The organism is Caproiciproducens lactatisolvens, from assembly GCF_052443335.1.
Lineage (GTDB): Bacteria > Bacillota > Clostridia > Oscillospirales > Acutalibacteraceae > Caproiciproducens.
This window is the reverse complement of the sequence record NZ_CP195750.1, coordinates 2,435,934-2,457,794: the sequence shown is the minus strand read 5'-3', so window position 1 is coordinate 2,457,794 and position 21,861 is coordinate 2,435,934. Positions and strand designations below refer to the sequence as shown.

Annotated in this window: 25 protein-coding genes; 19 read left to right on the top strand and 6 right to left on the bottom strand. The window is 53.6% G+C overall.

Going from position 1 to position 21,861, the window contains the following annotated elements; translation table 11 throughout:
- Positions 1-11: 11 nt before the first annotated feature.
- The 4 genes from ACRQV7_RS12000 to ACRQV7_RS11985 are packed head-to-tail and all read right to left on the bottom strand — an operon-like array spanning position 12 to position 1,283.
- Positions 12-257, bottom strand: coding sequence for a zinc ribbon domain-containing protein (locus ACRQV7_RS12000; protein ID WP_444658315.1), 246 nt, complete (start codon positions 255-257; stop codon positions 12-14).
- A 5-nt stretch (positions 258-262) separates the two neighbouring features.
- Positions 263-580 carry a carboxymuconolactone decarboxylase family protein gene (locus ACRQV7_RS11995; protein ID WP_275715400.1) on the bottom strand — a complete coding sequence of 106 codons (318 nt, stop codon included), beginning with the start codon at positions 578-580 and terminating at the stop codon, positions 263-265.
- 5 nt (positions 581-585) lie between these two features.
- On the bottom strand, positions 586-789 hold the full coding sequence (locus ACRQV7_RS11990; protein ID WP_444658314.1) for a hypothetical protein: 204 nt from the start codon (positions 787-789) through the stop codon (positions 586-588).
- 5 nt (positions 790-794) lie between these two features.
- Positions 795-1,283, bottom strand: coding sequence for a TetR/AcrR family transcriptional regulator (locus ACRQV7_RS11985; protein ID WP_444658313.1), 489 nt, complete (start codon positions 1,281-1,283; stop codon positions 795-797).
- 223 nt (positions 1,284-1,506) lie between these two features.
- Between ACRQV7_RS11985 and ACRQV7_RS11980 the strand changes: the two genes are divergently transcribed.
- Entirely contained in the window at positions 1,507-2,412 is a 906-nt protein-coding gene (locus tag ACRQV7_RS11980; protein ID WP_444658312.1) for a glycoside hydrolase family 25 protein, read from the top strand.
- A gap of 14 nt (positions 2,413-2,426) precedes the next feature.
- Positions 2,427-2,861 (top strand): phage holin family protein, encoded by a 435-nt coding sequence (locus tag ACRQV7_RS11975; protein ID WP_038325429.1) that lies wholly within the window; start codon positions 2,427-2,429, stop codon positions 2,859-2,861.
- A gap of 73 nt (positions 2,862-2,934) precedes the next feature.
- Here the strand turns inward: ACRQV7_RS11975 and ACRQV7_RS11970 are convergent, their stop codons facing one another.
- Both ACRQV7_RS11970 and ACRQV7_RS11965 read right to left on the bottom strand, forming a co-directional pair.
- Entirely contained in the window at positions 2,935-3,768 is an 834-nt protein-coding gene (locus tag ACRQV7_RS11970; RefSeq protein WP_444658311.1) for a tRNA 2-thiocytidine biosynthesis TtcA family protein, read from the bottom strand.
- A 9-nt stretch (positions 3,769-3,777) separates the two neighbouring features.
- Positions 3,778-4,899, bottom strand: coding sequence for a cysteine desulfurase family protein (locus tag ACRQV7_RS11965; RefSeq protein ID WP_444658310.1), 1,122 nt, complete (start codon positions 4,897-4,899; stop codon positions 3,778-3,780).
- A 303-nt stretch (positions 4,900-5,202) separates the two neighbouring features.
- On the opposite strand from ACRQV7_RS11965, the gene ACRQV7_RS11960 reads away from it, so the two are divergent.
- The 17 genes from ACRQV7_RS11960 to ACRQV7_RS11880 all read left to right on the top strand — a co-directional run bounded on the left by ACRQV7_RS11960 (position 5,203) and on the right by ACRQV7_RS11880 (position 21,853).
- Complete coding sequence (locus ACRQV7_RS11960; protein WP_275715415.1) at positions 5,203-5,967, top strand: ABC transporter ATP-binding protein; 765 nt, start codon at positions 5,203-5,205, stop codon at positions 5,965-5,967.
- Complete coding sequence (locus ACRQV7_RS11955) at positions 5,960-6,766, top strand: ABC transporter permease (protein WP_444658309.1); 807 nt, start codon at positions 5,960-5,962, stop codon at positions 6,764-6,766. The genes ACRQV7_RS11960 and ACRQV7_RS11955 overlap by 8 nt, the downstream gene beginning before the upstream one ends.
- 86 nt (positions 6,767-6,852) lie before the next feature.
- Positions 6,853-7,872 carry an ABC transporter substrate-binding protein gene (locus tag ACRQV7_RS11950; RefSeq protein WP_275715417.1) on the top strand — a complete coding sequence of 340 codons (1,020 nt, stop codon included), beginning with the start codon at positions 6,853-6,855 and terminating at the stop codon, positions 7,870-7,872.
- A 248-nt stretch (positions 7,873-8,120) separates the two neighbouring features.
- Positions 8,121-8,501: a BMC domain-containing protein gene (locus tag ACRQV7_RS11945; RefSeq protein ID WP_275715419.1), complete on the top strand. Its 381-nt coding sequence runs from the start codon at positions 8,121-8,123 to the stop codon at positions 8,499-8,501.
- A 7-nt stretch (positions 8,502-8,508) separates the two neighbouring features.
- Entirely contained in the window at positions 8,509-8,988 is a 480-nt protein-coding gene (locus ACRQV7_RS11940) for a EutP/PduV family microcompartment system protein (RefSeq protein WP_038326300.1), read from the top strand.
- Between the two features lie 38 nt (positions 8,989-9,026).
- A complete protein-coding gene (locus ACRQV7_RS11935; RefSeq protein WP_275715569.1) occupies positions 9,027-9,605 on the top strand; it encodes a DJ-1/PfpI family protein in 579 nt (192 codons plus the stop codon).
- Between the two features lie 248 nt (positions 9,606-9,853).
- Positions 9,854-12,400, top strand: a complete 2,547-nt coding sequence (locus ACRQV7_RS11930) for a glycyl radical protein (protein ID WP_444658308.1) — start codon at positions 9,854-9,856, stop codon at positions 12,398-12,400.
- Positions 12,401-12,455: 55 nt separating this feature from the next.
- Positions 12,456-13,373, top strand: a complete 918-nt coding sequence (locus ACRQV7_RS11925) for a glycyl-radical enzyme activating protein (RefSeq protein ID WP_275715421.1) — start codon at positions 12,456-12,458, stop codon at positions 13,371-13,373.
- Positions 13,374-13,400: 27 nt separating this feature from the next.
- Entirely contained in the window at positions 13,401-14,189 is a 789-nt protein-coding gene (gene pduB, locus ACRQV7_RS11920; protein WP_141825983.1) for a propanediol utilization microcompartment protein PduB, read from the top strand.
- A 30-nt stretch (positions 14,190-14,219) separates the two neighbouring features.
- A complete protein-coding gene (locus ACRQV7_RS11915) occupies positions 14,220-14,498 on the top strand; it encodes a BMC domain-containing protein (protein ID WP_141825982.1) in 279 nt (92 codons plus the stop codon).
- 152 nt (positions 14,499-14,650) lie between these two features.
- Positions 14,651-15,397 carry a hypothetical protein gene (locus ACRQV7_RS11910; RefSeq protein ID WP_444658307.1) on the top strand — a complete coding sequence of 249 codons (747 nt, stop codon included), beginning with the start codon at positions 14,651-14,653 and terminating at the stop codon, positions 15,395-15,397.
- A gap of 88 nt (positions 15,398-15,485) precedes the next feature.
- A complete protein-coding gene (locus tag ACRQV7_RS11905) occupies positions 15,486-16,325 on the top strand; it encodes a BMC domain-containing protein (RefSeq protein WP_444658306.1) in 840 nt (279 codons plus the stop codon).
- Positions 16,326-16,354: 29 nt separating this feature from the next.
- A complete protein-coding gene (locus tag ACRQV7_RS11900; RefSeq protein WP_347562417.1) occupies positions 16,355-16,621 on the top strand; it encodes a EutN/CcmL family microcompartment protein in 267 nt (88 codons plus the stop codon).
- A gap of 315 nt (positions 16,622-16,936) precedes the next feature.
- The gene (locus ACRQV7_RS11895) at positions 16,937-18,307 is read left to right on the top strand and encodes an aldehyde dehydrogenase family protein (protein WP_275715424.1); all 1,371 of its coding nucleotides are present in this window, start codon (positions 16,937-16,939) and stop codon (positions 18,305-18,307) included.
- A 9-nt stretch (positions 18,308-18,316) separates the two neighbouring features.
- Positions 18,317-19,438 (top strand): 1-propanol dehydrogenase PduQ, encoded by a 1,122-nt coding sequence (locus ACRQV7_RS11890; protein WP_444658305.1) that lies wholly within the window; start codon positions 18,317-18,319, stop codon positions 19,436-19,438.
- An 87-nt stretch (positions 19,439-19,525) separates the two neighbouring features.
- Positions 19,526-20,824 (top strand): sensor histidine kinase, encoded by a 1,299-nt coding sequence (locus ACRQV7_RS11885; protein WP_275715428.1) that lies wholly within the window; start codon positions 19,526-19,528, stop codon positions 20,822-20,824.
- Positions 20,825-21,853, top strand: coding sequence for a response regulator (locus ACRQV7_RS11880; RefSeq protein WP_275715429.1), 1,029 nt, complete (start codon positions 20,825-20,827; stop codon positions 21,851-21,853).
- Positions 21,854-21,861: the final 8 nt, after the last annotated feature.

The window sequence follows — 21,861 nt, the reverse complement described above, 5'->3', positions numbered from 1 at the left end:
CGGCGGTGCCGTTAAGGAGTCCGCCCCTTCCACGCGGGCAGCTTCGCCAGCGTTCTGACCGCCAGCTCGCGGGCGGCTTTTTCGTCGATCCCCTGTGTGCGGATCAGGAACCGGACGGTACCCTCCAGCTTTTCCGGGTAGGACTGCATGGAACCGTCCGGTCTGGCACAGTAAATGCAGTAATCCCTGCTTTCGTCCTTCAGGGGATAATCGGACGGCTTTGTCATGGGCATTCCGCAGGCAATGCATGTTTTCATATTTTTCACACCTTTCGATCGCTTTCATAGGCTTCCAGCGCGGGGATCAGGCAATGGGTGATTCCCTGTACGCCGGATACGGTCATTGTCATCAGAATCGTATCCCTGATTTCGTCCCGCGATGCGCCGGCCATTCTGGCCATGGGGACATGAGCGGCAACAGCTTTGGCGTCTCCCTGGGACGCCTTGATTCCGATATAAATCAACTGCCGGGTTTTGGCGTCGAGCGCACCGGAAGAGACCGCTCTAATGAGTCCGTCAAACGCTTCGGAGACCTGGGGCGCCTCCTCTTTCAGTACTGCAAACGGGTTTTGATTGATCATGCCGGTTACCTCCTTTTATAAATATCGACATTCAGCCTGCGGAGCTCCCGTTTTCCGAGCTCCGTCAGGGAAAAGACGGTCGCTTTGCCGGCGTCGCGTTCAAACCATCCCAGTTCCAGCAGCCGCGAAAAAAGCCGGTTGCCCAGCGTGCCGCCAAGGTGCCCGTAACAGGATTTTGCTTTCAGCATTTCCGGGGAATGTTCGTTCATTGTCTTCAGCTCCTTTTTGTTTGTGCCATTTTCAGATAGCTGTCGATCAGCGTTTCGCCGTACCTGTCGATGACCTTCCCGCCGGGGGCGAACAGGTCCGCGTTGGCAAGATAGTGGTGGATCAGCCCCAGCCATAGATTGAAAAGCAGGGAAACAGGCATCCGGAGGATTTTTCCGGCTTCCATTTCCCGCTCCGCTGCACGGCTGAAATGCAGGGAGATCACGGACTGCAAAGAAATCCAGGCGTCCCGGGCCTGTGTGGGAAGCTGACGGTTTTCCGTGACAAGCGCGGTGTAAAACGGCTCGTATTCCCGAATGCCGTCCAGGTGGGCGCGGAGCACTTCCCGCAGGGTTTGGCCGGAATCCGCAAGCTCATGTGTACGCTGTGCTGTTTTCCCGACATACACTTCGATCACTTCCGCCATGAGGGCGTCCAGCGACGGGAAATGAACGAATACCGTGCCGTGGGAAACTCCCGCCGCCCTGTGTATCACATAAGTGAAAAAAATTCACATTATAAAATTTCATGAAATCCAACCGCACCCGGAACGGCCTGAAAACCCGTCCGGGTGCGGTTTTTATTCGATGTTTTCCCTCTGAAAATTACGGCATGCCATTCTTTGTAAGCGATAAAAAACATTTCAAAAATTAGCCTGAACAGTGCCATTTTATCCTGAATATTACTGTGATATAGAGTGATTTGAATGGAGGGCAGCCATGAGGGGTATCGATGTCAGCAAGCATAACGGTGTCATTGACTGGGGCAGGGTGGCGGCTTCCGGAGTCGAATTTGTAATGGTCCGCGCCGGATACGGAAACCGGATCAGCCAGAAGGACCCAAAATTTGAAGAGAATGTCCGGGGTGCGCTTTCCCACAGTCTGCATGCCGGCGCATACTGGTTCAGTTACGCGGTGTCCGCGGCGGACGCTCAGACCGAGGCGGAGGTCTGTAAGAAGGTCCTTGCGTCCTATAAAGGGAAGCTGGACTTTCCGATCGCGTTTGATTACGAGTACGATTCGATCCGCTACGCAAACGAACAGGGCGTCAATCCGGACAATGCTCAGATCGACGGCATGGGCCGCGCGTTTCTGGAGCGGATGAAGGCGGACGGATGGTATGCCGCGCTTTATACGAACAATGATTTCATCCGGTCCGGCAGATTCAGCGCGGCTACTTTAAAGGCCTACGACGTGTGGCTCGCCGATTACAGCGGGGAGCCGGATTACCCCTGCGCCATCCGGCAGACCGGCTCGACGGGGACGGTTCCGGGCATCGGCGGAAAAGTGGACACGGATGAGTCCTTTCAGAATTATCCGGCCATCATCCCCGCCGGGGGCTATAACGGTTATCCGGTGCAGGTCAGTACCATTGTGGAGATCGATACCACGATGGATATTTCCTACGCACACGGGACGTACTATGTTGTAAAAACCACATCCCCCCAGCCGGTGACTCTTACCGCCGGGACGGGCGGGGTCGCGGCCATCGTGCCGTTCCCCCGTACCGGGAACATTCAGCTGTTTGCGGTGGTGGCCGTGGGACAGTCCGGACAGGAGACGGGGATCTACACCTCCGTATCCGGCGAAAAGTCCCTGCGGCGCTTCAAGTTCAAAATTCAGTAGAGAGGGGATAAGAAATGGAAAAATGGAAAGCGGCCGTGATCGCGATATTCGCCGCGCTGTCCGCGTGGCTGGGCGTGCTGGCCGTTCCGGTGCTGCTGCTCGCGGCGGTAAACGTCATTGACTATGCTACCGGCCTGGCCGCGGCGAAATTCCGCGACCAGAAGATCAGCAGCTACAAAAGCTTTCGCGGGATTGCGAAAAAGATAAGCATGTGGCTTCTGGTGGCGGTGGGCGCAATTCTGGACTGCCTGCTTGCGTATGCGGCGCAGCGGGCCGGAACGGAGCTGCATTTCGGCTTTGCTGTCGCGTCGCTTGCCGCGGTGTGGCTGATCTGCAACGAGGTCATCAGCATTCTGGAAAACATATCCGATATCGGCGTGGCGCTGCCGCCGTTTTTGATGAAAATAGCGAGCGCCTTAAAATCACAGGTGGAAAGCAAAATCGATTAGAACCGTTTATAACAGATCAGGCGCAGGCCCCGGAGTCCGAAAGGACCGCCCGAAGCCCGCGTCTGTTTTTGTTTCAGCCCTCGCCGTCGTAATCGTCCAGAAAGCTGTGCTGCTCGCCGCCCCTGCGGTAGCCAATGACCGTTTCCAGATTGACGTTGTGAATGCTGTGGAAGATATTTTTGTCGATGTTCGGGCTGGTCCTCCGGAATTTTTTGATCAGCTCTTTCATCTCCTGCCGCTTGGAAGCGCCGCCGTTGTCGCCCAGCACGCAGTTTTCCGTAAACCGGCAGGCGCACTGGATGAACTGAAGGTCGTTGTAGCGCCGCCAGGCAAGGATGTCGGCCTCCTTGACCCTGTACAGCGGGCGGATCAGCTCCATCCCGGCGAAATTGGTGCTGTGCAGCTTGGGCATCATGGTTTTGATTTCCGCGCCGTACAGCATGCTCATCAGAATCGTTTCGATGACGTCGTCAAAATGGTGCCCCAGCGCGATTTTGTTGCAGCCCAGCTCCTGCGCCTGCTGATACAGGTGCCCTCTGCGCATTTTGGCGCACAGGTAGCAGGGAGACTGCTCCGTTTTTGCCACGATATCGAAGATTTTTGTCTCAAAAATTTGAATCGGAATCCGGAGCGCTTCGGCGTTGTCGACGATCCGCTGCCGGTTTCCCTGATTGTAGCCCGGGTCCATCACCAGATATTCCGCCTCGAACGGGAAATCGCTGTACTTCTGTAAATGCTGGACGCATTTCGCCATCAGCATGGAGTCTTTTCCTCCGGATATGCACACCGCGATCCGGTCGCCCGGCTGAATCAGACGGTAGTCCTTAATGGCCGCGATGAACGGAATCCAGATTGCCCTGCGGTATTTTTTGATGATACTGGTTTCCACCTGTTGATATTTTTCCATATTGTCCCTCTATTTTACAAATTGCCGGTAACATTCGTCAAAGGCCCTCAAAAAAGCCCCGATTTCCTCCTGCGTGGTCAGGTGGCTCAGGCTGATGCGCAGGGTCGAGAGCGCCGCGCGCCGGTCCTTTGTCAGCGCGTAGACCGGGCGGGAAGGGGTGTTTGCCGCGCAGCAGGCCGATTTGGTGGAAAGGCAGATGCCCCGCCCGGCCAGCGCCGACTGAAACTGCTCCGCCTTCGCTCCCGCAATACTGATATTCAGGATGAACGGGACGGATTCCTTTGTGCTGTTGACGCGGACCCTGGGGTATTTTTTGAAAGCGTCCCGCAGCTGCCGGTTCATGCCCGACACCGTTTCGTAGCGTTCCTCCCTGTTTTCCACCGCCGTTTTGAGCGCCTGCGCCGTGGAGGCGATCAGGCCCAGCGCGGGAGTGCCGCTGCGGAACGGGGTGGTGCTTGTCCCGCCGTGAATCTGCGGCTCCAGCAGCACGTTTCCCTTTTTCACCAGTACGCCGCAGCCGTTCAGCCCGTAAAATTTGTGGGGCGCAAAGGTCATTAGGTCCACGTTTTCTATTTCCAGGGGAATTTTTCCCGCCGCCTGCGTGGCGTCCACATGGAACAGGCAGCGGGGATAGCCGGACAGGACTTCGGCGATTTGGCCGATCTGCTGGCGGATTCCGATTTCACTGTCCACATAGCAGACGGAGACCAGAATGGTGTCGTCCCGCAGAAGCTCTTTCAAATGCTCCAGGTCCACAAGGCCGTTTTCATCGATGTCCACATATTCGATCTCAAAGCCGCGGTTCTGCAGGGCCGCCATCGCCCCGTTTACCGAAGAGTGTTCCAGCCATGTGGTAATAATGTGTTTGCCGTATGCCTGATACTGTCCGGCGGCGCCTTTCACGGCAAGGTTGTTGGACTCGCTTGCGCCGGAGGTATAGATGATTTCCTCCGCTTTTACGTGCAGGATGCCGGCGATCTCCTCCGTCGCCCTGTCCAGCCGTTCCTTTGCCGCCAGCCCGAGCGGGTGGGGCGAGTTCGGGTTCGCAATATACTCCCGCGTCACGTCGCAGAACGTCCGCAGGGCTTCTTCGCAGGCCGGTGTGTTGGCCGCGTAGTCAAGATAAATCATAAAAGTCCTCTCTTCCGATCTTGCCGGACGGGAGTCCGGCAAAAGGTACGTTATTATAGTAACACGGATTTCATTTTTTTCAACCGGATATTTCCCCCGCTCCTTCGGCAGAAAGCGCTTTCTTTCGACGTCGTTTTTTCCGGGAGCATAAAAAACGGAAGAGAAATTCTTCGTTTTATGAGGACGCGCGGGCAGATGTATTTTCACAAATCTCTCTATTTTACATATTTTATACCAAAGGCGAACTATTTTTACTGCGCACATGTCCCTTGAAAAAATGAACGCAAAGATGAGGTGATACCGTTGGACGTACTCCGGGTTCAGAATATAGAAGCGACTTATCAGGCGGAAAACGGAGAAATAACCGCTCTGGACAATATCAGCTTTGTTGTGGAAAAAGGAGAATTTGTCAGCATTGTCGGGCCAAGCGGCTGCGGAAAGTCCACCTTGCTTTCAATTATCGCCGGCCTGTTGAAACCGACTGCCGGCGAAGTGTTTGTAAACGGAGAAAAAATCGTGGGGACTTCTCCCCACATCGGGTATATGCTTCAGCGCGACAATCTGCTGGACTGGCGGACCATTTACAGAAATGTACTGTTCGGCCTGGAGGTAAGGAAGATGCTCTCCCCCGAAAACAGGGAAAGGGCGGTCCAGCTTTTAAAAACCTACGGGCTCTATGAGTTCCGGGATAAATATCCGGCGCAGCTGTCGGGAGGAATGCGGCAAAGAGTGGCGCTGATCCGCACTTTGGCGATCAATCCCGATATTTTATTGCTGGATGAGGCTTTTTCCGCGCTGGATTACCAGACGCGGCTGACTGTAACCGACGACGTCTACCGGATTTTAAAAAAGGAAAAGGTTACGACCGTCATGGTGACGCACGACATTCCCGAAAGCATCAGCATGGGCGATAAGATCATGGTTCTGAGCGCCCGGCCCGCCCGGGTAAAGGAAATCCTTGAAGTCGATTTTGAGGACGAAAACAGAACGCCTCTGAGCTGCAGAAACAACCCAAAATTCAGAGTGTATTTCGATCATATATGGAAAGAGCTGTCAGCCGATGAATAAACCTGTCCTTTCTCAAGAGCGTACAAAATACCTGAAGAAAAAAAAACGCAGGAAGCAGATGATCCGCTTCTGTCAGATCGCCGTTCTGGTCATTTTTATTGCCCAATGGGAAATCACCGCAAGGCTGGGCTGGATCGACAGCTTTATTCTGAGCCAGCCGTCCCGCATCTGGCAGACCTTTCTGAACATGGCGCAGAACGACCTGTTCCTGCACATGGGCGTAACGGTTTATGAAACACTGATCGGTTTTCTGCTGGGGGTCGTTTTCGGCACCCTTTTGGCGATTGCCCTGTGGTGGAGCAGCTTTGCGTCCAAGGTGAGCGAACCGTATCTGGTGGTTTTGAACAGCCTGCCGAAAATCGCGCTCGGCCCGGTGATCATTGTGATCGTCGGCGCGGGGACGAGAGCCATTGTTTTTATGGCGCTGGCCATTTCGCTGATTGTCACCGTGCTGGAAATGCTCAACGGATTCCGCCATACCGATAACGAATATATCCGGATGGCCGCGACCTTCGGCGCCAACAAAGGGCAGATTTTTACGAAAGTGGTCTTTCCCTACAATATTTCCACTTTATTCAATTCTTTGAAAATCAATATCGGACTTTCCCTGGTGGGCGTTATTGCCGGCGAATTCCTTGTGTCAAAGGCCGGGCTGGGCTATCTGATCGTCTACGGCGGCCAGGTTTTCAAGCTGGATCTTGTGATGGCCAGCGTGATTATTCTCTCCGTTGTTGCGGCCGTGATGTATGAGGCGGTGGCGCTTCTGGAAAAGCTGGTCCTGAACTGGTACGGCCATTAAAAGAATACCGTAATCTGGTACAAAGCAGATTATTCGATAGGAAAGGGGAGTTTCCCCGAATACAGTTTACGAAAGGGGTCAAGAGTATGAAGAAGGTGTTGAAATGGTCCGCCGCAGCACTCTGCCTTGCAGTCATGCTGGCAGCGGTCGCGGGATGCGGGAAGGCCGCGACGGAAAATAAGGAGAAGGTAAAAGTAAGGGTATGCGAAGTGACTCACTCCGTTTTCTACGCGCCGCAGTACGCGGCAATCAACCTCGGCTTTTTCGCCGAGGAAGGAATTGACCTTGAACTGGCCACTGCGGAGGGAACCGATAAGGTAATGTCGACGGTCCTGTCCAACAACGCCGACATCGGCCTGGCCGGGCCGGAGGCCGCCATCTATGTTTACAACGAAGGAAAGGCGGACAGCGCGGAGATTTTTGCGCTGGTAACGCAGCGCGACGGTTCTTTCCTGCTCGGACGCGAGCCGGACCCGAATTTTACCTGGGATAAGATCCGGGGCAAGGTAGTGCTTCCCGGCAGAAAGGGCGGCGTGCCGTACATGACCCTGCAGTATGTTATCCGCAAAAACGGGCTGGACCCGCAGAAGGACACCAAGCTGGACGACAGCATCCAGTATGCGCTGATGGGGCCGGCGTTCACCAACGGCACAGGGGACTATGTGACGATGTTTGAACCGGCGGCTTCCCAGATCGTAGCGCAGGGAAAAGGATACATCGTCGCTTCCATCGGCAAGGAAAGCGGGGAGATTCCCTACACGGGCTACTGTGCCAAAAAGAGCTATATCGAAAAGAATTCGGACCTGATCGCCCGCTTTACGAGAGCGGTCTACAGGGGACAGAAATGGGTCTACTCGCACACCCCGGAGGAAATCGCGAAGGCAATCGCGCCCTCCTTCCCGGATTCGGACGTCAAGCTGCTGACCACGGTCGCGAAGAACTATAAGGATATCGAGGCGTGGAGCCCCAATCCGATTTTAAAGCAGGAAGAATTCTCCCTTCTGCAGGAGGTTATGACCCAGGCCGGCGAGCTGAAACAAACGGTACCGTACGACAAGCTGATCAATACCTCTTTTGCCGAGCAGGCGATCAAAGACGTAAAATAAACGGAAGCTTCCGCGGGGCCGTTTCGGCGTGATGCTGAAACGGCCCCGCTTTTCTGCCGCGCAAGACCTTTTGCCTCTTTCCGGCCGCGCTGATTTGCTGTTCTTGTAAAACGGCGGGGGAGCCTTTGCAAAACCCGGCACCTTTTAAATTTACTGGGAATTGGTTTGTTTTGTGTTATGGATACATTTTGCTCCATGATAGTATATATTAATAGGATTTCCATTTTCGTTTGAAAAGAAGGATTTTTGTGAAACTGGTTGATTTGGAGCAATCCAACGGCAAGCTGATGCGGATCGTACAGGAGATTGTACCGGGCAAGCAGATTACCATGGCGCATGTGATCGCGAGCCCCAATACGGTGATCTATCAAAAACTGGGACTGGACCCCAGAATCGACTATGCCAAGGCGGCGATCGGCATTCTGACCATGTCCCCCAGCGAAACCTCCATTATCGCCGCGGACATCGCCCTGAAAAAATCCGGCATCGATATCGGCTTTATAGACCGGTTCAGCGGCACGCTGATTATTACCGGGAAAATATCGGACGTGACCACCGCGCTGGAGGCCGTCCTGGATTACGCGGAAAACGTCATGGGCTTTACCGTGTGCAATCTGACGAAAGCGTAGGCGCGGGATGAAAAAAATCATGCTGGTGGGCAGGACCGGCTGCGGAAAGACAACCCTGACGCAGGCGCTCAGGGGAGAAAAAATACGGTACCATAAAACGCAGTATGTCAACCGTTACGACGTCATCATCGACACGCCCGGCGAGTACGCGGAGAACAGGGAGCTGGCGCGGGCGCTGATTATTTATTCCTATGAGGCGGACGTGGTGGGCATGCTGCTGAACGCCAGGGAGAATTACTCGCTGTACAGCCCCAACATCGTGGCGGGGGCGACCAGAGAGGTGATCGGGATCGTCACGCAGATCGACACCGAGGGCGCGAGGCCCGATCTGGCGGAAAGCTGGCTGAGGCTTGCGGGTTGCAAAACGGTCTTTCACGTCAGCTCCGTAACGGGGGAAGGCATCCCGGACATTTTAAACCATCTGAGGGAACCCGGCGACGTTCTGCCGTGGGAAGAAGGTCTTAATTTTGCAGGAAATCAGTCTTGATTTTACCTGTGGGTCAGGAGGAGAAAAATATGGACAAAATGCAGAAAAAAATACTGATTCTGGCGGGGGACTTTACAGAGGACTACGAGGTGATGGTTCCTTTTCAGGCCTTGGGCATATTCGGGCTTCACGCCGAGGTGGCGTGCCCGGGCAAAAAGGCCGGGGAATCCATCAAAACGGCCATCCATGACTTTGAGGGCGACCAGACCTACACGGAAAAGCCGGGGCACCGGTTTGTGCTCAACGCCACCTTCGCCGGCCTGCAGATCGAGGAATACGCGGGGCTCTATCTGACGGGAGGGCGGTCCCCGGAGTATCTGCGGCTGAACGACGAGGTGCTGGACATTGTACGGTATTTTATGAAGCTGAGCAGGCCGGTGGCAGCCATCTGCCACGGGGTCCAGCTTCTGACCGCGGCGGACGTGGTGCGGGGCAGAAGGCTGACGGCGTACCCGGCGGTCCGGCCGGAAGTGGAAATGGCGGGGGGGATTTATATCGAAAAGCAGGCGGACGAATCGGTTGCGGACGCCAATCTGGTGACCTCGCCCGCGTGGCCTGGAAATACGGCTATCCTGAGGGATTTTGTCGGTTTGCTTGGAATTTCGTTTTCCTCTTAAATGTCGGATTTTTAGGAAGAAAAGATTTTTCTGTAAAATAAGAAAGGCCTTGCGGACGATAAAATACCGAAAATTTTATGTATATTTCATAAAATGTATTTTGAAAAGCGTTTTGGTTTCAATTTTACATTTTTTGAGTCTGGATAGTATTGTGCGGTCAAGCAGACGCGGGTATATAATCAAACAAGAAATCGGATTTCGGTGTTCAAAAAATTCGTCGATCAAATTTTTTTAAGGAGGTATTTAAAGTGATAGAAAAAGGATTTTCCAAACCAACGGCAAGGGTTGAAAAGCTAAAGAGAATGATTTTGGACGCAACCCCTTATGTTGAGTCGGAGAGAGCGGTTCTGGTTACGGAGTCTTATAAGGAAACGGAAGGACTTCCCCCGATTATGAGACGCGCCAAGGCGGACGAGAAGATCTTCGGCAATCTTCCCATTACCATCCGTGACGACGAGCTGATCGTCGGCGCCATCACCAAGCATCCCCGCTCAACGGAAATCTGCCCCGAATTTTCCTTTGACTGGGTCGAGAAGGAATTCGACACCATGGCCACAAGAGTGGCGGACCCGTTCGTGATTCCGAAGGAGACCGCCCAGGAGCTGCACGAGGCCTTCAAGTACTGGCCGGGGAAGACGACGAGCGAGCTCGCTTCTTCCTACATGTCCCAGGAAACAAGGGACTGCCAGGCGGCGGGCGTATTCACGGTAGGAAATTACTTCTACGGCGGCGTAGGCCATGTCTGCGTGGATTATGGCAAGATTCTGGAAAAAGGCTTCCGCGGGATCATTGCGGAAGTGGTCGACGCCATGATGAAAATGGATCTGTCGGACCCCAGCTACATAAAGAAGCAGCAGTTCTACAACGCTTTGATCATTACCTATAACGCGGCCATCAATTTCGCCCACAGATATGCCGATGAGGCCAGAAGGCTGGCCGCTTCGGAAACAAACGCCACAAGAAAGGCCGAGCTTCTGCAGATCGCCGCCAACTGCGACAGAGTGCCGGAAAACGGCGCCCGCAATTTCTACGAGGCCTGCCAGTCCTTCTGGTTTATCCAGAGCATGATGCAGATCGAGTCCAGCGGACACTCCATTTCCCCCGGCCGCTTCGACCAGTATATGTATCCGTATCTTGCCGCGGACAAGAACATCTCGAAGGAGTTCGCGCAGGAACTGATCGACTGCATCTGGATCAAGCTCAACGACGTCAACAAGACCCGCGACGAGGTTTCCGCCCAGGCGTTCGCAGGCTACGCGGTGTTCCAGAACATCGGCGCCGGCGGCCAGACGGAGGACGGGCTGGATGCCACCAATGACGTTTCCTACATGATGATGGAAGCGTGCGCGCACACAAAGCTGCCGGCGCCTTCCTTCTCCATCCGCGTGTGGCAGGGAACCCCGGACGAATTCCTCTACAGGGCGTGCGAGGTTGCCCGCCTCGGATTGGGCTTCCCCGCAATGTACAATGACGAAGTCATTATTCCGGCGCTCGAAAACAGGGGCGTATCCCTGGAAGACGCCCGCAACTACTGCATCATCGGCTGTGTGGAGCCGCAGTGCCCGCACAAGACCGAGGGCTGGCACGACGCCGCGTTCTTCAATGTCGCCAAGGTTCTGGATATCACCATCCACGGCGGCAAGGCCGGCGACAAACAGCTCGGCCCGGTCGTCCCGGATATGAGCCAATGGAAATCCATCGACGAGTTCTACGACGCCTTCCAGAAGGAAATGACTTATTTCGTACGGCATCTGGCGGAAGCCGACAACTGCGTCGACCTGGCCCATGCGGAAAGATGCCCGCTCCCGTTCCAGTCGGCTATGGTTGACGACTGCATCAAGCGCGGCAAGTCCGTACAGGAAGGCGGAGCCATTTACAACTTCACCGGCCCGCAGGCGTTTGGTATCGCCGATTCCGGCGACTCCGTCTATGCGATGGATAAGCACGTGTTCCGCGACAGGGACATCACCGCTGCCCAGCTGAAAGAAGCTGTGGACGCGAACTTCGGCCGCCCGGTCGGCGCCAAAGCCGGCGGAGCGGATCCCTGCAGCAGCACGGCGGATGCCCTTACGGAGCAGAAGATCTATGAGGCCGTCAGAAAGGTCCTCGGCAATTCCAGCAATATCGATATGGCCGACCTGCAGAAGATGTGCGGCGTAAAGGATACCTGCGCAGCCTCCTCCTGCAGCGGCGACTATGAGAATATTTTCCGGCTGATGGACAACACGGAATGCTTCGGAAACGATATTGACGAAGTCGATATGGTTTCCCGCAAGATCGCCAGAATCTACTGCGAGGAAGTTCAGAAGTACACCAATCCGCGCGGCGGCCAGTTCCAGGCGGGCGTATACCCGGTATCGGCCAACGTGCTGTTCGGGAAAGACGTCGGCGCGCTGCCGGACGGCAGACTTGCAAAGCAGCCTTTGGCGGACGGCGTGTCGCCCAGACAGGGCAAGGACGTGAAGGGACCCACCGCGGCGCTGAATTCCGTCGCCAAGCTGGACCACTTTATCGCGTCGAACGGAACACTGCTGAACCAGAAATTCCTGCCCTCCGCGCTCGCAGGGGACACGGGGCTGCAAAACTTCGCCTCCGTTGTCAGAAGCTACTTCGACCACAAGGGCATGCATGTGCAGTTCAACGTTGTTGACAGGGATACCCTGCTGGCCGCCCAGAAAAACCCCGACCAGTATAAGGACCTGGTAGTACGCGTTGCCGGATACAGCGCACAGTTTGTCGTGCTGGCAAAAGAAGTGCAGGACGATATCATCAGCCGTACGGAGCAGACCTTCTGATTGCGGTGATATTGCTCCCTGCGCTGATGAAATGTAACTAAGGGAGTTGTAGGCGGTGGATTCTATCAATTATAGCGCATCGGGACTTGTCTTCGACATACAGAGGTTTTCCGTACATGATGGTCCTGGTATCCGCACGATCGTATTTTTAAAAGGATGTCCTTTGTCATGCCAATGGTGCTGTAATCCTGAATCCCAAAAGCTGAAACCGGTGATTACTTATCAGAAAATGCGTTGTATTCATTGTGGAAGATGTATCAAAGCCTGCAGGCAGGGAGCGATCGATCCAAACAACAAGGGCCTGATCAACCGGGAGCTCTGTATTGGATGCGGAGAATGCGCCAATGTCTGCCCCACGGGCGCGCTGGTGCTGAAAGGCGCCGCAATGACCGTGCAGCAGGTGGTGCTGGAGCTGAGAAAGGACGCGACGACCTACCGGCGCTCCGGCGGCGGAATCACCGTTTCAGGAGGGGAGCCCCTGGTGCAGTCCGATTTTACAATGGAACTGCTCAGGGCCTCCAAAGAACAGGGATGGCATACGGCAATCGAAACGACTGCGTATGCGGCCGGCGAAGCGATCGAGAAGGTGCTTCCCTATGTGGATTTGGCCCTGATGGATATCAAATCAATGAATCCTGAGGTGCATAAAAAATACACGGGGGTAAGCAACGAGCTCATTCTGCGAAACGCCGTCAGGGTATCCGAAATCACCCAGACAGTGATCCGGGTCCCCACCATCCCCGGGGTAAACGCCACGGAAGAGGACATTCTCGCAATCAGCAGGTTCGCGAAAACATTACACAATATCAAGACAATCCATTTGCTGCCGTATCACACCTACGGGGAAAACAAATACGAGCTTTTGGGCAGGGACTATCTGATGAAGGACGTGAAGACACTGACTCCTGATAAGATACAGGCACTAAAAACCGTGGTTGAAGAGCAGGGCTTCGAATGTATTATTGGTGGTTAAAAAATTTAATGAAACGGAGGATAGGCAATGGACCAGCAATTAATCAATAAGGTAGTGCAGCAGGTTGCCGATGAACTGAAAATAAAACCTGAGGAAAAAGCAGCGGAAACCGGTACACCTTGCAGTTCACTGGGAGTGACAGAATTTGTGGGTACCTCTGTAGGCGATACGATCGGATTGGTCATCGCCAGCGTGGACCCGATGCTTGTCGACGTGATGAAGCTCGGTAAATACCGTTCAATCGGGATTATCGGCGGCAGAACGGGGGCAGGCCCGCAGATTATGGCGGTGGATGACGCCGTCAAAGCAACCAATACGGAAGTGATCACGATCGAGCTGCCCCGGGATACGAAGGGCGGGGCCGGTCACGGCGATTTGATCTATATCGGAGCGGAGGATGTTTCGGACGCGAGAAGAGCGGTGGAAATCGCCCTGGCCAGCCTTCCGAAATACTTCGGCGATGTTTACGGGAACGATGCCGGACATCTGGAATTCCAGTATTCGGCAAGAGCCAGCCAGTGCCTTGAAAAGGCGTTCGGATCCCCTCTGGGGAAAGCGTTCGGCATGACCTGCGCGGGTCCTGCCGCGATCGGCACGGTTCTGGCGGATGTGGCCGTCAAGGCGGCGAGTGTGGACGTGGTCTGCTACAGCTCTCCGGGCAACGGCGGAACCAGCTACTCGAACGAAGTGATCCTGATCTTTACGGGAGATTCCGGCGCCGTACGGCAGGCGGTCAGGGCGGCCAGAGATGTCGGTCTGAAGCTGCTTGGCGCGTTGGGCTCCGAGCCAAAATCAACCACTCATCCATATATTTAACACTAACGCTACAATGAAGGAGGTTTACACATGAACTCTGATGCACTGGGTATGATCGAAACACATGGACTCGTACCGGCAATTGAAGCAGCCGATGCCATGGTCAAGGCGGCGAACGTCACCCTGGTCGGCTACGAAAAGATCGGTTCCGGATTGGTAACGGTTATGGTACGCGGAGACGTCGGGGCCGTCAAGGCCGCGACGGACGCCGGAGCGGCTTCCGCCAAAATGGTCGGCGAAGTGGTCTCCATCCACGTCATTCCCCGTCCTCATTCGGACACTGAGAAGATTATCCCTCATATGGATTAATTCATCACCACTCAATTCTTCTTCCACACGTGACGGTGTAGGGCGTTAATGGTACGGAAGGGTCGGGGAAAGCTCTTCCCTGATTCCTTCCTATCATGACCGCCTTTTCATTAGTCCGGATCAAAAGCTTTGGAAAGCAAAGGAGGGGTACCGTGGAAATCAATGAAAACAATCTGTATCAGATTATCTTAAAAGTGATACAGAAAATGCAGGCTGAAAATTTGCTGCCCAATTCCTCCGTACCCGGACAGAAACTGTATGTCATCCTTACCGAAGGATGGAGAGAGGAATACCGTTCCTTTTTTGAAAAGCTGAAGGACCGGCGCGAATACCGGGTCGTTACGGTGGTTCCCCCTTCCATGACAAACGACTATCACATGAAAAAGCTCAGGGAATGCCAAGGCTGCGGCACTGTCCTCAGGCAGGAGGAAGCCGATCTGGCAAAGCTGCCGGACGGCACGACCGTTTTCCCGGCCGCTCCGAGAGAGCTTGTAGTCAAAACCGCGCTGTGCATCGGCGATACCTTCGAGACAAAATGGGTACAGAGCTGCATGGCGAACGGCCAGAAAATCGTGCTGCTGAAATCGGGTCTGGAACCGCTTACGGGGAAGGAACCCGCGGCGTATGCCGCCAGAATACGGGAATATTACAAAATCATCGCTCAGTACGGCATTGAAATCAAAGAGGAACTTTTTGACGGAGAACCGGTTCCAAGAAATCCCGGGATCACACGGGTCCAGCCCACGCCGCGCGCGGGAAGCGGGCACAAAGTGATTACGGAAGGCGATATCGACAGGTTTACGCAGGAAGGACGGATCGTGCTGCGCCCGGGTGATCTTCTGACCGCTCTGGCGAAGGAGAAAGCGTCCCGGCTGGGCATTGAAATCGTCAGACAGTAAATTTGAAAAGTGGAAAATCAGGTAACGAAATTTGATTTTGTTTACATTTTATATATTTTCAGAAGAAAAAAAGAAGTAAGGTGACAAAATGAAAAACGCATTGGGGTTAATAGAAATACGGGGACTGGCAACGGCCGTTTTAGTAGCGGACACCATGGTGAAAACAGCGAATGTGACGATTATCCAGATCGAAAAAGCAAGAGGGCACGGCTGGATTACCGTGAAGATCACGGGCGATGTGGCAGCCGTAAACGCCGCCGTCAGCGCGGGCAAGCAAGTCGGCGAGACCTTCCAGCACTATATTTCTTCCAAAGTGATTCCCAGACCTGCGGACAGCGTTGAAAGAGTATTTTGTCAGACTGAGAAAAAAGAGGATGAAAAAACGCCGCCGGATCAGCCGGAACCTCCCGCGCCGAAGCCGCCGGAGCCCGAACCGGAGCCAGAGCCGGAAGTTCCTGCAGCGCCGGAAATCCCGGAAGAGAAGCCGGAAGAACCTGTTCAGGAGCCCCCCACGGCACCGCAAACGGAAGAAACTGTTCCGCCGGAGCCCGCACAGGAAGCCGTCCTGACGGAGCCGGAAACGGTTTTGCCCGTGGAATCAGCCCCTCTGCCCGGACCGGAAGCGGTTGTCCCGGCAAAGGAAATCCCCGCGCCGGTGCCGGAGACGATTCAGACGGAAGCAAAAACGGAGAGGAAAGCCCCCGCCAAATTCCCGGCGGAGGAAGAAAAACCGCAGGACCTGCCTGCTGTTTCCCCAGGGAAGGAACCGGCTGTTTCCCAGCCGGAAGTCAAAGCCAAACCGTCCGGCAGAACGGGAACGAGAAAATCCACGGCAGCGGGAAGCACCGGCCCCAGGAACACGGTAGTGAAAGAAAAGGGGACATCCAAACAGCCGCCCAGAAAGCCAAGGGCCAAAAAAGAGAAATAATCCTTAGGAACTAAGGTCAGGAAAGGATTGTGATTACCATTTATATGGCAAAAGTGGTGGGCAATGTTGTTGCGACGCGGAAGGAAGAGTCCCTGGTCGGCTTTAAGCTGATGATTATTCAGAAAATCGATTCCCAGAAGCGCAACATCGGCTCCGAAGAGGTTGCCGCCGATTATGTGGGGGCGGGCATCGGGGAGTATGTCCTGGTCTGCTCCGGGTCGGCCGTGCGTGTTCAAAAGCATAATGTCTCCGTTGACATGGCCATTGTAGGCATTATCGATACGATGGATATTTAGGCTTTGCTTGTAAAATCAAGAGTCTTGTCTTATTCGGCTAAAATTGCGTCTGACCGCGTCAAAAATGCTCGGCATACGGGCAGGCTGAGCCTGCATGCACGTTTCGCATAAGGTTCCTTTGAAGCGTATTCAAAACGAGGTGTACAGAAACCTGTATGGAATAAGCTGCGGTCGTGGGCGCCGTAGGCGGGTAAGACACTTTGTGTTCGAAAATCCGTCGATTTTTGATTTACAAACAAGGCCAAGAAACAGGCAGTGTCATATCCTGAATTTATTAACTGAAAGCCTGCGGAATCGGGCGAAAGAGAGGTTAAGATGAATACTGCACAAATTGGAGAATTGGTTAAGAAATACCTGACCTGCAGCGATACGGTGAGAAGCGGGGTCTTCCGTTCGGTGAATGATGCTGTTGCGGTAGCCCAGGGGGCCTACGCCCAGTATTCCAGGTTTACGCTGAATGAACGTCAGGAAGTCATCGACGCGATCAAAGAAGAGCTTTTGCCGCTGGTGAATATGATCGCTGAAATGGCGGCGGAAGAAACCGGAATGGGCAATGTCGAGGATAAGGTCAAAAAGCTCCTTCTGGCCATCCGGAAAACGCCCGGCGTGGAGGATTTGATCACCGAGGTGAAAACGGGAGACAGCGGGATGACCCTGTATGAACTGTCCTCCTACGGCGTCGTCTGCGCCGTGCATCCCTGCACCAATCCGTGCGCCACACTCATTAACAATACCATCGGCCTGCTGGCCGCGGGCAATGCCGTCGTGCATGTCCCGCACCCCAGAGCCATCAAGGTTTCCCAGTTCGTAACGGAAATGATCAACGTCGCCATCCGTGACACCTGCGGCATCGACAATCTGGTCGTCACGCTGGGGGATACCTCCATGGCGGTGACCCGCGAGCTGATGACGCACCCCGATATCTCCATGGTGGTGACTACGGGCGGCAGCGGCGTTCTGAGAGAGGCGCTTGCCAGCGGCAAAAAAGTGATCGGCGCGGGGCCGGGGAATCCGACCGCCATCGTCGACGAAACGGCCGATCTGAAGCAGGCGGCAAGGGATATCGTCGAGGGCGCTTCCTTTGACAACAACGTCATGTGCATCTCGGAAAAGAGCATCGTCGTCGTCGCGGCCGCCGCGGATGAATTTGTGGAAGAGCTTAAGAAAAACAACGTTTACTATATCCATAACGAGGAAGAAATGCTGAAGCTGACCTCCGTGACCGTCACACAGGACATGGGTATCAACAAAGCGTTTGAGGGCAAAAGCGCCAATGAAATTTTAAAGGCGGCCAAAATTCCCTGCAGTGAAACCGTCCGGCTGATCGTGGTCGACACCATTCAGCATCATCCGTTTGTCACGCTGGAAATGCTGATGCCGGTCGTCCCCCTTGTCAGGGTGGCCGACTTCGACGAAGCGCTGGAAACCGCCTTTGAAATCGAACAGGGGTTCCGCCACACCGCGACCATCCACTCCCAATCCATTGAGCGGCTGAACCGGGCGGCAAAGAAAATGCAGACCTCCGTCTTCGTGAAAAACGGCTCTTCCCTGGCCGGGATCGGCTACAAAGGGGAGGGTGACACCAGCTTTACCATTGCGACAATCACCGGGGAAGGAACCACGACCGCAAGACATTTCGCAAGAAGGAGAAGATGCACGCTGATGGACGCCTTTACCATTCGTTAGAAAGCGGGGATGAAATTGGAACGTATCTATCTGAGAACCAAAATTTATTACGGGGAAAACTCGCTGGAACATCTCGCGGCCATCACGGGAAAAAGAATCTGGATTATCTGCGACCGGTTCCTGATTGAAAACGGGAGCATCCGGAAAGTGCTGGAAGTCATCGATAACAGCAACGAGGTAAAGCTGTTTAACGGGGTTCTGCCCGATACGCCCCTGACCGTTATCGGGAAAGGGGTCGCGATTTTCAAGCAGTTCCGGCCCGAGGTCATGATCGCGTTCGGGGGAGGCTCCGCCATCGACACCGCGAAGGGAATCCTCTATTTTGCGCGGGAGATGAAGATAGCCGCCGGCGTGCCGCTGATCGCGATTCCGACCACAAGCGGAACGGGCTCGGAGGTAACGGCCGCAACGGTCGTGGTGGACCACGAAACCAAGAAAAAACATATCTTTTTCGACGACAGCATCTATCCCGACGAAGCGATTCTCGACGCAAAGCTGACGCTGTCGCTTCCGCCGGAAATTACGGCGAATACCGGCATGGACGTCATGACCCACGCGATGGAGGCCTATGTGGCGAAGGGCGCCAGCGTTTATACGGACGCAATGGCCGAAAAAGCCGTGGAGCTGATTATGAGATCGCTCCTGCAGTGCTACCGCCACGGCGGCGACGAGCAGGCAAGGGTGGAAATGCTTTTGGCTTCCAGCCTCGCGGGCATCGCGTTCAGCATCGCGGGACTTGGCATGAGCCACAGCATCGCGCATCAGGTGGGGGGAACCTTTCATATCGCGCACGGGCTTGCAAACGCCCTTCTGCTCAATGAAGTGATTCTGTTTAACAGCCTGGACGACCGGGTCGCGGCCAAATATGCGCAGATGGCCTACCGGACGGGGATGGTGGAAAGAAGCGCCGACCCCAAGCTTGCCGTAGCGGTCCTTCTCGCGTGCATCACCTCCCTGAAGAAGCTGATGAATATGCCGCTTACCCTCAGCGAGTGCGGCGTGTCGCAGGAGAATTTCGACCAATATGTCCATTATGTGGCCCAAAATGCGGTGCAGGACGGATGTACTCCGATGAACCCAAGGGGAATAACAGAGCAGGATGTCGAAACATTATTGAAAAAAATACACTAAAAATCCCCAAAGTCAAAGAATATATTATATAATATGGGCAGTGTGGTATATTAGAGTAGTATATTCTTGATTTAGGAGGTTGCTTTCATGGATGAGTTCTTAAATACCAAAATTAAAGATTTGGTGCAGGATGAAGACAGTGTGTTCAATAATTTCGATATCAACCATCTTTTTGGGAAAGAGAAGTTAGAAGATATCCAGGAAAAGATTTCCAAAGCGACGGGTCTGGCGTTTGTCACGGTGGATTTTAAGGGCGAACCGGTCACGGAAATGACCTCTTTCACCGAATTCTGTCAAGAAATCAGGAGGAATGAAGGAGAAAAACGCCTTTGCTGGTCCTCTGATGCGTTCGGCGCGATCCAGGCCGCGGTGACACAGAAAACCTCGGTGTATTTCTGTCCCTGCGGGCTGATGGAGGTCGCCATTCCGATTATCGTCCGGGGGCACTACCTCGGAGGCTTTATCGGGGGGCAAATCCGGTGCAACGACGCCCCTACGAATGTATGCAGGCTGGAAACCGTGATGCACCACGCGGAGGATTATAAAGTCAGCAAGAGCAACCTGTTCAATAAAATACAGGAAATGTCCTACGAACAGTTTGTCAATATAGCGGACATGATTTCTCTGATTGTCAACCAGCTTGGCGAAAAGGAACTGTCCAGGCTGATGCTCAAGGAAACTTTAAACAAGGAAATGGAAAACCTGAGTGAGAAGCGAAAAAGAATGGAACTGGAGTACAGCCTTAAGAACGCCGAGCTGACCGCGCTGCAGTCGCAGATGAACCCCTCCTTTTTATTCCGGTGTCTGAACTCCATTTCCAATCTGGCGGTCATTGAAAAGGCCCCGAAGACCAATGAAATGGTGACGCTGTTCGCGGAGTTCTTACGGTATAATCTTATCAATACCCAAAATTCCATCTCCGTAGCGGATGAAATGGAAAATATTGAACGGTATCTGAAAATACAGAAGGTCCGGCTGGGAGAGCGACTGAACTATTCCATTGGCATTGCGGAAAATATACATATGCAGCGGATTCCGAAATTTATCGTTCTTCCCTTTGTGGAAAAGGCGGTTTTTTACGGGATTGACCAAAAGCGGGAAGGCGGCACCGTACGGATTTCGGTTTCTTATAGGGACAGCGACGTGGCTATTTCCATAGAGGACAGCGGTCTGGGACTGAACGAGGAAAAAATTTCGCAGAGGTTCAAATCGTATAAAGAAGGCGGTTACGAAGGAGATACCATAGAAACGGGGATCTCCAGTATCAGACAGAGGCTGGTCAGTTCCTTTGGCCCGCAGTACGACGTTGTTATGCAATACAGCGAGAAAAGCGGAACAAAGTGTCTGATTAAATATCCAAAAAACTTTGATGAAAAGGTACTGTAAATGTATCGGGTAATGATTGCTGATGATGAAGAACTGATGAGAGAAGCCATGCGGATCATGGTGTCCGACGTGAGTGGCTTTACTGTCGTGCGCACTGTTGCCAATGGAGAGGACGCCGTAGAGGTTTGCAAAACGGAAAAAATCGATATTGTATTTATGGATATTATGATGCCGGGGATCTCCGGGATCGAAGCGAGCAAACAGATTTATACGAGCAACCACAACATTACGATCTATATTGTTTCCGCCTATAACAATTTCGAGTTTGCACGCGAGGCTTTGAAAGCGGAGGTCCGGGAATATATTTCAAAGCCGGTTACCGGGGCCCTTATTAAGAGCCTGCTCGACGGCTATTCGGAATCTCATAAAAAATACGGAAAGCAGACGGACTCCCTTTTCTCCATCCTTAAAGAAAAAGATTTCAAAAAAATGTACTACCGGATTCCGCAGATTGTGAATGAAATTTACTCCGATACGGGCAGTGACCCCGAACAGCTGAAAGCCACGTTTATGAAGCTGGGACAGAGCCTGATGAGCATGCTGGACTGGCTGAATGAGGAGCAGATAAAATGCGAAGAGCTGTTCCCGATGACGGAGGTTCTGCTCTCCGAAAAAAAGAGCCTGGAATTCTGGCTGTTCAATGTCATGAATTACATTTTCCAGCAGGTCAGCATTAAAAAGTACAAGGTGCTGGAATCCGTGTTCCGCTACATCGATGAAAACATCAAAAAGGATATCGGCCTGAACCAGATTGTGGACCACTGCAATATCAGTCAGGGGTACCTGAGCCGCATCTTTATGCAGCAGATGGGAGTAAGCGTCATTGAATATCTGCATATGCGGAAGCTGACCATCGCAAAAGGGTATTTTTCCTTTACCGACCTGAACATTATCGACGTCGCGTTCCGCCTTGGCTATAACGAGAGCAGCTATTTCAGCAAGGTCTTTAAAAAATATGAGCATGTGACCGTGTTCCAGTATAAAAAATCGCTGGCTCTGGAACAGGACAACGCTTTGAAATCAAGGTAGGGAAGAGA

Excerpts from the sequence above, each read along its gene's own strand:
- ACRQV7_RS12000 (WP_444658315.1), bottom strand. The coding sequence starts at position 257 with ATGAAAACATGCATTGCCTGCGGAATGCCCATGACAAAGCCGTCCGAT.
- ACRQV7_RS11995 (WP_275715400.1), bottom strand. The coding sequence starts at position 580 with ATGATCAATCAAAACCCGTTTGCAGTACTGAAAGAGGAGGCGCCCCAG.
- ACRQV7_RS11990 (WP_444658314.1), bottom strand. The coding sequence starts at position 789 with ATGAACGAACATTCCCCGGAAATGCTGAAAGCAAAATCCTGTTACGGG.
- ACRQV7_RS11980 (WP_444658312.1), top strand. The coding sequence starts at position 1,507 with ATGAGGGGTATCGATGTCAGCAAGCATAACGGTGTCATTGACTGGGGC.
- ACRQV7_RS11975 (WP_038325429.1), top strand. The coding sequence starts at position 2,427 with ATGGAAAAATGGAAAGCGGCCGTGATCGCGATATTCGCCGCGCTGTCC.
- ACRQV7_RS11970 (WP_444658311.1), bottom strand. The coding sequence starts at position 3,768 with ATGGAAAAATATCAACAGGTGGAAACCAGTATCATCAAAAAATACCGC.
- ACRQV7_RS11965 (WP_444658310.1), bottom strand. The coding sequence starts at position 4,899 with ATGATTTATCTTGACTACGCGGCCAACACACCGGCCTGCGAAGAAGCC.
- ACRQV7_RS11955 (WP_444658309.1), top strand. The coding sequence starts at position 5,960 with ATGAATAAACCTGTCCTTTCTCAAGAGCGTACAAAATACCTGAAGAAA.
- ACRQV7_RS11950 (WP_275715417.1), top strand. The coding sequence starts at position 6,853 with ATGAAGAAGGTGTTGAAATGGTCCGCCGCAGCACTCTGCCTTGCAGTC.
- ACRQV7_RS11940 (WP_038326300.1), top strand. The coding sequence starts at position 8,509 with ATGAAAAAAATCATGCTGGTGGGCAGGACCGGCTGCGGAAAGACAACC.
- ACRQV7_RS11935 (WP_275715569.1), top strand. The coding sequence starts at position 9,027 with ATGCAGAAAAAAATACTGATTCTGGCGGGGGACTTTACAGAGGACTAC.
- pduB (WP_141825983.1), top strand. The coding sequence starts at position 13,401 with ATGGACCAGCAATTAATCAATAAGGTAGTGCAGCAGGTTGCCGATGAA.
- ACRQV7_RS11915 (WP_141825982.1), top strand. The coding sequence starts at position 14,220 with ATGAACTCTGATGCACTGGGTATGATCGAAACACATGGACTCGTACCG.
- ACRQV7_RS11905 (WP_444658306.1), top strand. The coding sequence starts at position 15,486 with ATGAAAAACGCATTGGGGTTAATAGAAATACGGGGACTGGCAACGGCC.
- ACRQV7_RS11895 (WP_275715424.1), top strand. The coding sequence starts at position 16,937 with ATGAATACTGCACAAATTGGAGAATTGGTTAAGAAATACCTGACCTGC.
- ACRQV7_RS11890 (WP_444658305.1), top strand. The coding sequence starts at position 18,317 with ATGAAATTGGAACGTATCTATCTGAGAACCAAAATTTATTACGGGGAA.
- ACRQV7_RS11885 (WP_275715428.1), top strand. The coding sequence starts at position 19,526 with ATGGATGAGTTCTTAAATACCAAAATTAAAGATTTGGTGCAGGATGAA.
- ACRQV7_RS11880 (WP_275715429.1), top strand. The coding sequence starts at position 20,825 with ATGTATCGGGTAATGATTGCTGATGATGAAGAACTGATGAGAGAAGCC.